The sequence below is a fragment of the Pelomonas margarita genome (assembly GCF_043555875.1).
Lineage (GTDB): Bacteria > Pseudomonadota > Gammaproteobacteria > Burkholderiales > Burkholderiaceae_C > Pelomonas > Pelomonas margarita.
In genome coordinates, this window is sequence record NZ_JBIGHW010000015.1 from 25,599 (window position 1) to 37,636 (window position 12,038).

Consider the following 12,038-nt stretch of genomic DNA (forward strand, 5'->3'; position numbering starts at 1 on the left):
AGTTGTTGATGTGCCGGGTCCGGGTGAAGGCCGCGTAAGCCTTCAATACTCTCTAGCACCCTGCGGCGGCGATGGTACTGCGCTCCATAGGGGAAGAGAAGGATTTCTCCCAGGAGAAAACGCGTACGAGCCCAGGAAACATCGGGGTTGTCGCGGGCCTGCATCACCGCAGGCCCGTTACCACCGCGTTCAGTACACGTCGCGGCGGTAGCGGCCCTGTGCGATGAGGTGGTCCACGGCGCTGTCGCCGAGGGTCTCGCGCAGCACCGCATCGACCGCGCCGGCCATGCCCTGCAGGCTGCCGCACACGTAGAGGGCGGCGTCGCGGGCGATCCAGTCGCGCAGCAACGCGGCCTGCTCGGCCAGCAGGTGCTGCACGTAGCGGGGCTGCGGCGCGTCGCGCGAGTAGGCGCGGTCCAGGCGCGCGAGCAGGCCTTGCGCGACCCAGGCCTGCAGCTCGGCGTCGTAATGGGCGTCGTGCGCGGCCTGGCGTTCGCCGTACAGCAGCCAGGCGGGCGGCGCGCCGGCACCGGCGCGAGCCTTGAGGTGGGCGCGCAGCCCGGCCAGGCCGGTGCCGTTGCCGATGAGGATGAGCGGGCGCTGTGCGTTGTCGCCGATGCGGAAGCTCGCGTGGCTGCGCACGCGCAGCGCGATGGCATCGCCAGGCTGCGCGTCGTGCGTGAGCCAGCCGGAGGCCAGGCCCGGGCGGCCGTCCTCGCGGCGGGTCTGGCGCACCATGAGGTGCAGGAGGCCGTCGGCGGGCAGCGAGGCGATGGTGTATTCACGCGGCTGGCCGGGCTCGTCGGCGTGTTGCACCTGCACGAGGTCGCCGGCCTGCCAGTCGGGCAGGGGCTGGCCCGGCGGGGGCGTGAGTTCGAGATGAAACACGCCGCCGCCGGCGCTGCCGGGGTTGAGGTGCTGGCGCGCGGCCAGCGGCCAGGGCTCGAAGGGTGCTTCCTCCCAGGCGGGCAGGTCGGCGGTGCCGGCGAGGTGGCTGAGCTGGTGGCGCCAGTGGTCCAGCGCGGCGGCGTCGCTGCGGTCCACGTCGATGCGCTCGAACAGCGGGTTGGCGCCGCTGCGCCGCAGCCAGTCGTCCAGCGCCTGGCCGAAGCCGCAGAACTGCTGGTAGCTGCGGTCGCCCAGCGCGAGCAGGCCGTAGCGCAGGCCGCTCAGGTCGGTGTTGCCGTCCAGCGCGGCACGCCAGAAGGGCGTGGCGGCGTCGGGCGGGTCACCTTCGCCGTAGGTGCTGGCGATGAGGAGCGCGTGGGTCGCGCCGCGCAGGTCGTCGGGGCGCAGGCTGCCCAGCGCGGCCAGGCGCACGGGTTGGCCGGCCAGGTGCAGCGCGCGCGCGGTCTGCAGCGCGAATTCCTCGGCCTGGCCGGTCTGGCTGGCGTGCAGCACCAGCATGGGCGCGCTGCCGCCGGCCGCCGGCAGCAACTGCGCGGCGGTGCGGGCCTGCGCCTGCAGGTGGCGCCGGTGGCGCCAGGCGACGGCGGCGCACAGCAGCAGGTACAGGGCGATCAGCGCGATCGCCAGCGGCAGGCGGCCGGCGATCACAGCGCGAGTTCCTGCAGCGCGGGCGTCCAGGCCTCGGCGAAGCGGCCGTCGGCCTCGCGCCAGACGAGCAGGGCGGCCAGGCCTTGTGCCTGCGCCAGCGCGAGGCCGGCCTCGTGGCCGAGCACGGTCAGCGCGGTGGACCAGGCGTCGGCCCACATGGCGCTGTCGTGCACGACGCTGACCGAGGCCATGCCGTGCGTGATGGGCCGGCCGCTGCGCGGGTCCAGCGTGTGCGGCAGCCGCCGGCCGTCGGCCGTGGTGAAGCAGCGGCGGTAGTCGCCCGAGGTGGCGATGGCCAGGCCGTGCAGCGCGAGGCGTGTCGGGGGCAGGCCGCAGTCGGGGGTCGGCGGTTCGAGGTCCACCCACCAGGGCTGGCCGTCGGGCTTGAGGCCGGCGCCGCGCAGCTCGCCGCCGATCTCGACGAGGTGGTCCGGCAGGCCGCATTCCGCCAGCGCGTCGGACACGCGGTCCACGGCATGGCCCTTGGCGATGGCCGACAGGTCCAGCCGCACGCCGCCGGGCTGGGTCAGCCGGCGCTGGTGGGCGTCCCAGCGCAGCGTGCGCCAGTCGCGCTGGGCGGCGGCGATCTGGGCCTCGGTGGGCAGTGCGAAGCCGGGTTCGTCGTGGCGCGGCCGCAGCCAGGCCGGGCCGAAGCCCCACAGCGCGACAAGCTCTCCGGCGCCGGGGTCGTAGGCGCCGTCGCTGGCGGTGGCCACGCGCAGCGCGGCGTCCATGACGGTGGCAAAGCCGGCGGGCAGGGACTGCACATGGCCAGGCGGCGCCACGTTGAAGCGGCTCAGCGCGGAGCTGGCCTCCCAGTGGCTCATTTGCGCGATGACGTCGTTCAGCGTCGCGGCGATCACCGCCTCGATGGCGTCCAGCCGCAGTGCGGCCGGGCCGACGCAGCGCACCGACCATGTGGTGCCCATGCTCTGCCCCTGCAGCGCATGGACGACCTGGCCCCAGGCCGGCGGCTCGCCACGGATGGCGAGTGGCACCAGCACACGGGGCGCGAGGTCGGCGGCAGGCGTCATTTACTTGGGCAGCACTTCGAAGGTGGCGGCCAGGCTGGCGCGCTGAAGCGGCTTGTCGCGCGTGCCCTGCGGCTGGCCTTGCGCCGGGCGCTCGCCGTGGCTGGCGCCGATCAGGTAGCGGCCGGGCTCGGTCCAGCTGACGGAGAACTCGCCCTTGTCGTCGCTGGTGAGGCCTTCCTCGCCCAGCTTGTAGCGGTAGCGGCCGCCCTCACGCTGCAGGCGCAGCGTGGCGTTGGCCAGCGGCTTGCCGTCCAGCAGCAGGCGAAAGCGCGTGGTGTCGCCGTGGCTGAGGTCGGTGACGGGGCCCAGCGGCAGCAGCTCCAGCCCGTCGCCTTCGGGCACGAACGCGAGCTTGCCCGGCTGTTCGCGTGTGACAAAGGTCTGCAGCCGGCTGGTGGAGACGACGAAGCTGGTGATCTCCGCGTCGGCGGGCACATCCTTGGCGAGGTTGGCCTGCGTGCTGCGGAAGCGCTTGGTCTCCGCGCCCTGCTTGTAGCTGCCCATCACGGCCTGGCTGAAGTTGCTGACGCGGTAGGTGCCGTCCAGCGGCAGCTTGACTTCGAAGCTCTCGCGGTGGCGCGAGCTGACGCGGTTCTCGGCCTCCAGCGCCTTGCCGTCCGGGCCGGTGATGCGCAGCACGTCCAGCTTGAGGCCGCGTTCGAACGTGAACAGGCTCTCGGAGACTGCGGCATCGAAGGCGGCCACCGGGGCTTCGCGACCGACGCTGAATTGCGTCTGGTTGGGCAGCAACCAGGTTTGGTGCGCCTGGACGGCGGTAGACAGCAGCGCGGCCGACAGGGCCAGCGCCAGGGGGGCGATGCGGGTGATGACGCTCATGTTTGTCTCCTTGGGGGTCAGGGCTTGACGGTCAGCTGCACGGCGCCGAGCTCGTGCTCGCCCTGGGCCTTGGCTTCGGCGGCGGTCTTGACGGGCCAGGTGAAGGGGATGCGCTGCACCTCGCGGCCGCCGGCCTCGCGGCTGGACTCGATGACCAGCTCGTACTGGCCGGCCGGCAGCTTGGCGAGGTTGGGGTGCTTGTCGAACGAGATGACGTGCTCGCCGGGCGCCCGCGTGGCGCCGCTGACGCCGTCCACCGGCATGGTCAGCTCGCGGCCTCCCTGGCGCCACCACTGGCGCATGTCCTTCAGCCACTTGGTGCCTGCGCTGTTGGGCTTCTTCATGTCGTACCAGACGGCCAGTTGCGCGGCCGCGCCGGGCTCGCCGGCCTTCTCCAGCCACACGCCGATGTAGGGCTTGTGGTACTCGGCGACGTTCAGGCGCGGCACTTCGATCTTGAGCTGCACGGTGGCGGCCCAGGCAGGGCTGCCCACGGTGAGGGCGCCCAGGGCGCCGATAGCGGACAGCGTGGGAGTGAGGCGATGACGGGTCATGGCGGTTCTCGGTTCGAGTGGGAGATTCAGTGGATGAGCAGCAGTGCCAGCAGCGCCGGCAGCACGAAGCCGATGCCCACCAGCGGCCAGGTGCTGGGGCGGTGGGTGGCGTGGTACTTCAGGATCAGCAGCCCGGTGATGCAGAACACCAGGCAGGCGATGGCGAAGATGTCGAGGAACCAGCTCCAGGCCGTGCCGGTGTGGCGGCCCTTGTGCAGGTCGTTGAGGTAGGAGATCCAGCCGCGGTCGGTGGACTCGTACTCGGCGGCGCCGCTGCGGCGGTCGATGCGCAGCCAGGCGTCGCCGCCCGGGCGGGGCTGGGCGACGTAGATCTCGTCGGCCGTCCATTCGGCGGCGAGCGTGCCGTCAAAACTGCGCGGCAGCGTGCGGCCCGTCCAGGCCTGCAGCGCGGCGGGCAGGGGCTTGTTCTCGTCGACGGCATCGTCGGCCGCGTGCACCAGCGGCAGCAGTTCGGCGGGCAGCTGCAGCTGGCGCTGCACGATCTGCGGCTTGGCCTCGATGCTGCTGGCGTGGTTGAGCGTGATGCCGGTGATGGCGAACAGCATCATGCCGACCAGGCACATCGCCGAGCTGATCCAGTGCCAGGTGTGCAGCTGTTTGAGCCAGCCGGGGCGGTGCTTGGTGGCGCTCACAGCTCCGCCCATTGCCGCAGCAGGTTGTGATAGTGGTGGGTCAGGGCTTGGGTGTCGGCGTCGTCACCCAGGCGGGCGCGCAGGCGCTGGATGGCCTGGTCGAGTTCGAACAGCATGGTGCGGCGGCCGTCGTCGCGCACCATGCTTTGCGTCCAGAAGAAGGAGCACACGCGGGCGCCGCGCGTGACGGGCTCGACGCGGTGCAGGCTGCTGCTTGCGTAGACGACCATGTCGCCGGCCGCCAGCTTGACCTCGTGCTCGCCATAGGTGTCGACGACGATGAGCTCGCCGCCGTCGTACTCCTCGGGCTCGCTCAGGAAGACGGTGGTGGAGACGTCGCTTCGCAGGGGGTGATCGCTGCCGGCCTGGCGCATGATGGCGCCGTCTACGTGCAGGCCGTAGTGCTCGCCGCCTTCGTAGCGATTGAACAGGGGGCTGAGCGTGCGCACGGGCAGCGCGGCCGAGATGAACAGCGGGTGGCGCGCCAGCACCTGGCGGATGTGTTCGCCGATCTGCAGGCCCAGCGGGTGGCCCACGGGCAGCTGGCGGTTGCGCTTGACCAGCGCGCCCTGGGCGCCGACGGTCTCGCGGCCGTCGGTCCAGTCGGCGGCGTCCAGGCCGCGGCGCATCTCGCGCACGTCGTCTTTGCTCAGAACGGCAGGAATGTGGAGAAGCATGGCTGAAGTGGCCAGGCCCGCGTCGGCGGGAAGGTCGACGCGGGCTGGTGTTGGCTAGCTTGAGAAAGGCCTCAGAACGAGAAGCGGCCGGTCAGCGTGACCGAACGCGGCGTGCCCAGGAACAGGCGCGAGCCACCGTTGTTCAGCGCGGCCATGTAGACCTTGTCGGTCAGGTTGGCGACGTTGAGCTGCAGGTTCACGTTCTTGGACAGGCGGTAGGCGGCCATCACGTCCACCACCGAGTAGGCCGGCAGGTTGGGCGTGTTGCCCGGGGTCGCACCAGCGGCCAGTGCGGTGATGACGCGGCGCTGCTCGCCGGTGTGGCGCACGCCGCCGCCGACGGTCAGGTCGTTCCACTGGTACGACGTCCACAGCGTGGCCGAGAACTCGGGTGACCAGCGCACGCCTTCCGTCACCGTGGTGGTGGTGACGCCGTTGGTGGTGCTGAAGCTCTGCTGGTTGATCTGCTTGGTCTTCATGGTCTGCAGACCGGCGGTGACCTGCCAGAAGTTCGTGATCTGGCCGACGGCGGCCAGCTCGATGCCTTCCACGCGGGTCTTGCCACCCTGGATGCTGATCATCGTGACCGGGTCCTGCGTGACCTGCTTGTCGTTCTCGCTGCGGTACAGCGCGGCGCTGAGGTTCAGGCGCTTGTCCAGCAGTTCCCACTTGGTGCCCAGCTCGTAGTTGGTGGCCTCCTGCGGCTCGGCGGTGCCGGCCTGCTGGCCGGTGGCGGCCAGCGTGAAGTTGGTGCTGGCCGGCGGCGTCAGCGAGTTGGCGACCGAGCCGTACACCGTGGCGTTGGGGGCGAACTTGTAGACGGCGCCCAGGTTCCAGCTGGTCAGCCAGTCGGAAGCGCTCAGGTTGGTCGGCACGATCGCGCCGACGCCATAGCCGCGCGGCTGGTAGGTGGCCAGGTTGCCGTTGCTGCCGCCGGTCACCAGCGTGCCGGTGTTGGTGGTGGTGGTGTAGTGCTCCACGCGCAGACCGGCGTTGAGCTTCCAGGCGTCGTTCAGCGTGAGGGTGTCGAAGGCGTAGAGCGCCTGCGTGAAGGTCTTGCCCTCGGTGTCGGCGCCGGTGAACAGCGGCGTGCCCAGCACATCGCCACTGTTGGGCGCGTACAGGTTGGCGGCCGGATTGCTGATGGCGGCGATGGTCTGGCCGTTCAGCACCACGGTGGCCGTGGCGCTGCTGCCGGTGGTAGTGCCGCGCGACAGCTGGCGCTCCACCATCAGCTCCATGCCGGTGGCCAGGTCATGCTTGATGCCGGCAGTCGTGAAGCTGGTGTTCAGGCTGGTCTGGTTGGCCAGGATCTCGTTGGTCTGGTCCACGCGCTGGCGCGAGCGGGCGATGGTCCATTGCGCCTGCGGCAGCAGCACGGCGGTGGCGCCCGTGCCGGTGGCGACTGTGAGGCCGTTGACGCCGGTCAGCACGCGGTCCATGTGGGTGCGGCCGTAGCGCGAGATGTTGCGCACGGTGGTGCCGCTGCCCAGGTCCATCTCCAGCTTGGCCGTGACCATGTCGGCCTCGACCTTCTCGTAGTCGCTGGCGCTGCCGTAGTAGTTGCTCGTGTTGGCGCGCGGCGCGGCCAGCAGGGCCGACTGCACGGTCGCGTTGTTCGCAAAGGTCTGGCCGAAGCCGGGGAAGCCGACCGTGGAAATGCCGCCGTCGGGCGTGTTGTCCTGGCGGGCGTGCTGCGAGTAGACGAAGAAGCGCGTCGGCGTGCCCAGGCCGAAGGCGATGGACGGCGCGATGGCCCAGCCCTTCTTGTCGACGGCGTCGCGGCCCGGCGTGCCGTAGTCCTGCGTCATCACGTTCAGGCGCACGGCCGTGCCTTCGCCCAGGCGGTAGTTGGTGTCCAGCGTGGCGCGCTTGCGGTTGGCGTCGCCCAGCGTGACCGTGGCGTCGGTGATGTTGTCGCGCTGCGGCAGCTTGCTGATCAGGTTGATGTAGCCGGCGCTGGCGCCGCGGCCCGTGTCGGCGCCGGACGGGCCCTTCACGATCTCGATCTGCTCCAGGTTGAACACGTCGCGCGTGACGGCGCCCAGGTCACGGATGCCGTCCACGAAGGTGGAGGTCTGCAGCGCGAAGCCGCGCATCTGGAAGGTGTCGCCGGCCGAGGTGTTGCCGTTCTCGCCCAGCTGCATCGTGATGCCGGGGGTGTTCTGCAGCGCCTCCATCAGCGAGACGGCGCCCTGCTCCTGCAGGGTTTCCTTCTTCACGACCTGGATGGTCTTGGGCGTCTCCAGCAGCGGCTGGGTGATCTTGGACGACGCGCTGACATCAGCCTTGAACGGCACGTCCTTGGCGGCCTGCACCTTGACGGTGGGCAGCGCGGCTTCGTCCTTCTTGGCGGCTGTAGGTGCTTGCTGGGCGGCCACGGGCAGGCTCAGCGCGGCCAGGGCGGCCAGGGCGTGGGGGGCAAGCTTGTGCTTGCGGCTCTTGATCATGGACATGGGGAAATCTCCGAGGGGAATGCAGGCCGACCCGATCAGGCGATGCGACACATCGGCGTGCGGCACCTGGGGTGGCAGTGGACAGGGTGGCGTCAGGATTGACGCAACATGCAAATGCTAATAATTCGCATTTGCTATTGCAAATAAGTTTTGCTGCGCAAGGGCATGGCGTCGCGTGGGAGCGACGCTGCGTGCGCGGCGCTCAGCGTTCGGGTTCGCTGACGAAGCCGACCTTGCTGAGGCCGGCCTTGGAGGCATCGGCCAGCGTCTGGGCGACGGCCTTGTAGGCCACCTCCTGGTCGGCGCGCAGGTGGATTTCGGGTTGCGCGGGCTTGCGGCCTTCGACGAGGAAGCGCGCCTGGGCTTCCTCGCGCGTGACGGTCTCGCCGTTCCAGTAGCGCTGGCCGCTGGCGTCGATGGCGAACTCGATCTTGTCGGGCTTGATCTCGTTGGCCTTGGAGCTGACCTTGGGCAGGTCCAGCTTGACGGCGTGAGTCAGCAGCGGCGCCGTGACGATGAAGATCACCAGCAGCACCAGCATCACGTCGATGAGCGGCACCATGTTGATCTCGGCGACCGGCGCATTGCTGCGCTTGCTGTCGAAGGAGGCGAAGGCCATGGCGCGGGCCTCAGTGCGCGGCGGCCGGCTTGAGCGGGCGCACGGTCGTGGTCTGAGCGGCGGCGCCAGGGGCTTCGCCCAGCGTCAGGAAGCTGTGCAGCTCGTAGGCGAAGGCATCCAGCCGCGCCGACAGCACGCGGTTGCTGCGCGTGAAGGCGTTGTAGGCGATGACGGCGGGAATCGCGACGGCCAGGCCGATGCCGGTCATGATGAGTGCCTCACCCACCGGGCCAGCCACCTTGTCCAGCGTGCCGGCGCCGCTCATGCCGATGGCCAGCAGCGCGTGGTACACGCCCCAGACCGTGCCGAACAGGCCCACAAAGGGCGCCGTGGCACCCACGGTGGCCAGCGTCGTCAGGCCGGACTCCAGCTGCGTGGTCTCTTCATCCAGCACCTTCTTGATGGTGCGGGTGATGAAGTCGGTGGCCGTGCCGGCCTCGCTCAGCTTGGCCGCGCCATAGCGGGCGTGGTGGGCCTGGGCGTGCAGTGCGTGGGCGCTGAGGTGGGAGAAGGGGTCGTGCGCGCCGTGCGTGTTGAGCTCGGCCTGCACGGCATCCAGGCTGCGCGCGTTCCAGAAGAAGTCCAGGAAGGTGGTGGAGCGCTTGTTGCGCAGGAACTGCGACACGCCCTTGGCGATGATCAGGCCCCAGGAGATGACCGACATCAGCACCAGCGCGCCCAGCAGGAACTTGCCCACGGCGTCGGACTGGGCGATGAAATGGCCGAACCCGGGAGCGGGTGCGGCGGCGGTGATGGCGGTGGCGTCCATGAGGGTCTCAGTCAGCGGTCAAAGTTCGTAGGCCAGCGGGGCCAGGGTCTGCCATTCGACGGGCTTGCCGTCTTCCATGTAGGGCGCGAAGCGGGCGCTGCGGATGTCGCTGAGCGCGGCCTGGTCGATGCTCGCGAAGCCCGATGAGCGCTGCACCGTGGCGGCCTTCAGCCGACCCTCGGCATCCACGGTGATGCGCAGCACCACGGTGCCCGACTCGCGGGCCCGCTTGGCCAGGGCCGGGAAGTTCAGCTCCGGCAGCTTCACGTAGCGCACGGCGCTGGGGGCAATCTGGCGCGGGCCTGCGGGCGCGGGCGGTGCCGGTGCGACAGCGGGCGGTGCCGGGGGCGCCGGGGCGACGTTGACCGGGGCCGGAGGTGTGGGCTCGGGCGGCGGCGCCACGAAAGCAGCGGGCGCGGGCGTGGGGCTGGGTGCAGCGGCGATCACCGGCGCAGGTGTCGGTGCCACGCGCTGCGGCGGCGCTGGGGGCGGTGGTGGCGGCGGCTTGGCGGGCTCCGGCGGCGCAATCATGTCCACCATCAGCACGGGCACAGCCTGGGCCACGGCGCTGCGCACGGCGTCCACCTGCATCAGCGCCCAGGCACCGACGAGGTGGGCCGCGAGCACGCCGCCCACCAGGGCACGCCGCCCCACGGCGCCGAGTTCATCGCCGCGCGCGGGCGGCGGCGGCAGCACCACGGGCCGCAGGGGAGCGGGCGGCGCGGTGTCGGCAGGCAGGCTGGAGGCAGGAATCACGCGGGCGGCAATGCAAGTGGGCGCTCAGCCAGCGGTGCCTGCCCCAGGCGGGCACGTCAGCAAACTGGCTTTACACGACAGGCATGGATAGTAACAGGAATGCGAATGATTCCTATTGAATGATTTGCCTGCCCAGCGCGGCTTGTATGCTCGCCGGCCATGAAGACACTCACCCGTTGGCTGTTGCTGGCTGGCGCGCTGCTGCTGGTGGCGCACCTCTACGCGGGCGTCGTCGTGACGAGCTTCACCTCGGCGCTCATCGCGGCGCTGGTGCTCGGGCTGCTGAACACCGTCGTGCGGCCCATCCTCGTGCTGCTGACGCTGCCGGTGACCGTGCTGACGCTGGGCCTGTTCCTCTTCGTCATCAACGCCCTCACCTTCTGGGCGGCCGCCTCGCTGCTGCCTGGGCTGGCCGTCAACGGCTTCTGGGCGGCGCTGATCGGCTCGCTGATCTACAGCCTGTGCGGCATGGTGATCGACGTGGTCGTTGAGCGGCTGTTCCCGGCTGACTGAGCGCGGGCGCTCAGTCCGGCAGCCGCGCGTCCGGCGGGATGTAGCGGCCCGGGTACATCGCGCCCATCAGTGCCTGGCGTTCGTAGGTGAGCGCGCGCAGCCGGGCCTCGATGACGGCGGCTTCCACCTGGTCCGCATCCGGCCGGCGCGACTGGCGCAGGCCGGAGCTCATGCGGTCGATCGCCCCATTGAGGTCGCCGGCAGCCGCCCGCGTTTCCGCCTGGGCGCGCACGGCCCGCAGCGGCTGGCCCAGCTTCTCCCACACGAGCGCCAGCTGCGCCCAGGCCAGTGCATCCAGCGGCTCCAGGCTCACATGGGTCTGCAGCGCGTCAGCCGCGTCGCGCAGCATTGCGTCCCCGGGGGCGCCCGCCAGCGCCAGGCCCACGCGCTGCAGCAGCAGCGGGCGCGACTTCTCGCCCCGCAGCGTTTCCAGCGCGGCCACGCCTTCCATCGGCCGGCCACGGACCTGGGCCAGCTCGGTGCGCAGATAGGTCAGCAGCCGTTTCGCCGCCGCCGTCTCGGAGGGGCTGGGGTTGATGAGCTGCAGCGTGACCTCGGCGCTGCGCAGCGTCGCCTCGGCACGGTCGAAGTTGCGCAGCTTGATCGACGCCAGCGCGGCCGCGTAGCGCGCGCCCAGCTGCTCGTAGCCGCCGCTCTCCTTGATGTTGCGGGCGCCGGCGTCGTAGTTCTCCAGCACCTTCCAGGCGTCCACGCGCTGGTCCATCAGCACGCGGGCCCGCGCCGCGATCAGCGCATGCTCAGCCAGCCCGCGCGGCCGCGAGAACGGCTCCAGCGCCAGGCGCGTGCGCGCATCACCGATGCGCTCGCTGGTCAGCGGGTGGCTGCGCAGGTACGGGTAGGCGCCATCGTCCATCAAATGGTAGGCCTGCTCCATGCGCTCGAACATGCTGACCATGCCGCTGCCCGCGAACCCGGCCTCCACCAGCACGTTGAAGCCCACGCGGTCGGCCTCGCGCTCCATATCGCGCGAGAAGTTCAGCGACATCTGAGCGGCCGCCGCCTGCCCGCCGACGATGCCCGCGTTGGCCATGTCAATGTTGCCGCGAGAGGCCGCCAGCACGCCGAGCAGCAGGCCGGCGATGGCCACCATGTTGTTCTTGGAATCGCCCGCGATGCGCCGGGCGATGTGGCGCTGCGTGACGTGCGAGATCTCGTGGCCGATGACCGAGGCCAGCTCGTCGCGCGACACCGTCATCGCAATCAGCCCCAGGTGCGTGCCGACAAAGCCGCCCGGCATCGCGAACGCGTTGATGCTCTTGTCCTCGACGAGGAAGTGCTCCCAGGCCAGCCGCCCCTGCTCGTCGCTGATGTGGCCCAGCTTGCGCGCGGCTGCGATCAGCGGGTTCCAGATGCCGGCCATGTATTCCTGCAGCAGCGGGTCGTGCACGTAGGCCGGGTCCACCCGGATCATGCGCATGTAGCGCTCGCCCAGCTGCCGCTCGGTGTTGATGTCCAGGTCCTGCGAGACCGAGTCGCCCAGTGCCGGCAGGTTGACCTGCGCATGCAGCGGCGCGCCCGGCAGGGCCAGTGTGGCAGCGGCGAGCAGCGTGAGCAGAGGGCGGGTGGCGAACGAGGTGGTCATCTGGCAGGGG

General features: G+C 70.5%; 12 protein-coding genes. 1 reads left to right on the forward strand and 11 read right to left on the reverse strand.

Annotation, left to right across the window (positions count from 1 at the left end):
- Window positions 1–189 precede the first annotated feature (189 nt).
- The 10 genes from ACG0Z3_RS20265 to ACG0Z3_RS20310 form a co-directional block, all read right to left on the reverse strand.
- Entirely contained in the window at window positions 190–1,557 is a 1,368-nt protein-coding gene (locus tag ACG0Z3_RS20265) for a sulfite reductase subunit alpha (RefSeq protein ID WP_394401018.1), read from the reverse strand.
- Window positions 1,554–2,591 carry an FAD:protein FMN transferase gene (locus ACG0Z3_RS20270; RefSeq protein WP_394401021.1) on the reverse strand — a complete coding sequence of 346 codons (1,038 nt, stop codon included), beginning with the start codon at window positions 2,589–2,591 and terminating at the stop codon, window positions 1,554–1,556. Before ACG0Z3_RS20270 ends, ACG0Z3_RS20265 begins: the two co-directional genes overlap by 4 nt.
- Window positions 2,592–3,428, reverse strand: a complete 837-nt coding sequence (locus ACG0Z3_RS20275; protein ID WP_394401023.1) for a DUF4198 domain-containing protein — start codon at window positions 3,426–3,428, stop codon at window positions 2,592–2,594.
- 17 nt (window positions 3,429–3,445) lie between these two features.
- Window positions 3,446–3,982: a DUF2271 domain-containing protein gene (locus ACG0Z3_RS20280; RefSeq protein WP_394401025.1), complete on the reverse strand. Its 537-nt coding sequence runs from the start codon at window positions 3,980–3,982 to the stop codon at window positions 3,446–3,448.
- Window positions 3,983–4,008: 26 nt separating this feature from the next.
- The gene (locus tag ACG0Z3_RS20285) at window positions 4,009–4,647 is read right to left on the reverse strand and encodes a PepSY-associated TM helix domain-containing protein (RefSeq protein WP_394401028.1); all 639 of its coding nucleotides are present in this window, start codon (window positions 4,645–4,647) and stop codon (window positions 4,009–4,011) included.
- The gene (locus tag ACG0Z3_RS20290) at window positions 4,632–5,312 is read right to left on the reverse strand and encodes a Fe2+-dependent dioxygenase (RefSeq protein WP_394401031.1); all 681 of its coding nucleotides are present in this window, start codon (window positions 5,310–5,312) and stop codon (window positions 4,632–4,634) included. Before ACG0Z3_RS20290 ends, ACG0Z3_RS20285 begins: the two co-directional genes overlap by 16 nt.
- Before the next feature lie 71 nt (window positions 5,313–5,383).
- Complete coding sequence (locus ACG0Z3_RS20295) at window positions 5,384–7,768, reverse strand: catecholate siderophore receptor Fiu (protein ID WP_394401034.1); 2,385 nt, start codon at window positions 7,766–7,768, stop codon at window positions 5,384–5,386.
- 202 nt (window positions 7,769–7,970) lie between these two features.
- On the reverse strand, window positions 7,971–8,387 hold the full coding sequence (locus ACG0Z3_RS20300) for an ExbD/TolR family protein (protein ID WP_394401037.1): 417 nt from the start codon (window positions 8,385–8,387) through the stop codon (window positions 7,971–7,973).
- Window positions 8,388–8,397: 10 nt separating this feature from the next.
- Entirely contained in the window at window positions 8,398–9,156 is a 759-nt protein-coding gene (locus tag ACG0Z3_RS20305) for a MotA/TolQ/ExbB proton channel family protein (protein ID WP_394401040.1), read from the reverse strand.
- 18 nt (window positions 9,157–9,174) lie between these two features.
- Entirely contained in the window at window positions 9,175–9,912 is a 738-nt protein-coding gene (locus ACG0Z3_RS20310) for an energy transducer TonB (RefSeq protein ID WP_394401043.1), read from the reverse strand.
- Between the two features lie 159 nt (window positions 9,913–10,071).
- Between ACG0Z3_RS20310 and ACG0Z3_RS20315 the strand changes: the two genes are divergently transcribed.
- A complete protein-coding gene (locus ACG0Z3_RS20315) occupies window positions 10,072–10,425 on the forward strand; it encodes a phage holin family protein (protein WP_268166533.1) in 354 nt (117 codons plus the stop codon).
- Window positions 10,426–10,435: 10 nt separating this feature from the next.
- Here the strand turns inward: ACG0Z3_RS20315 and ACG0Z3_RS20320 are convergent, their stop codons facing one another.
- Complete coding sequence (locus tag ACG0Z3_RS20320) at window positions 10,436–12,028, reverse strand: M48 family metalloprotease (protein WP_394401048.1); 1,593 nt, start codon at window positions 12,026–12,028, stop codon at window positions 10,436–10,438.
- Window positions 12,029–12,038: the final 10 nt, after the last annotated feature.

Excerpts from the sequence above, each read along its gene's own strand:
- ACG0Z3_RS20270 (WP_394401021.1), bottom strand. The coding sequence starts at position 2,591 with ATGACGCCTGCCGCCGACCTCGCGCCCCGTGTGCTGGTGCCACTCGCC.
- ACG0Z3_RS20275 (WP_394401023.1), bottom strand. The coding sequence starts at position 3,428 with ATGAGCGTCATCACCCGCATCGCCCCCCTGGCGCTGGCCCTGTCGGCC.
- ACG0Z3_RS20280 (WP_394401025.1), bottom strand. The coding sequence starts at position 3,982 with ATGACCCGTCATCGCCTCACTCCCACGCTGTCCGCTATCGGCGCCCTG.
- ACG0Z3_RS20285 (WP_394401028.1), bottom strand. The coding sequence starts at position 4,647 with ATGGGCGGAGCTGTGAGCGCCACCAAGCACCGCCCCGGCTGGCTCAAA.
- ACG0Z3_RS20290 (WP_394401031.1), bottom strand. The coding sequence starts at position 5,312 with ATGCTTCTCCACATTCCTGCCGTTCTGAGCAAAGACGACGTGCGCGAG.
- ACG0Z3_RS20295 (WP_394401034.1), bottom strand. The coding sequence starts at position 7,768 with ATGTCCATGATCAAGAGCCGCAAGCACAAGCTTGCCCCCCACGCCCTG.
- ACG0Z3_RS20300 (WP_394401037.1), bottom strand. The coding sequence starts at position 8,387 with ATGGCCTTCGCCTCCTTCGACAGCAAGCGCAGCAATGCGCCGGTCGCC.
- ACG0Z3_RS20305 (WP_394401040.1), bottom strand. The coding sequence starts at position 9,156 with ATGGACGCCACCGCCATCACCGCCGCCGCACCCGCTCCCGGGTTCGGC.
- ACG0Z3_RS20315 (WP_268166533.1), top strand. The coding sequence starts at position 10,072 with ATGAAGACACTCACCCGTTGGCTGTTGCTGGCTGGCGCGCTGCTGCTG.
- ACG0Z3_RS20320 (WP_394401048.1), bottom strand. The coding sequence starts at position 12,028 with ATGACCACCTCGTTCGCCACCCGCCCTCTGCTCACGCTGCTCGCCGCT.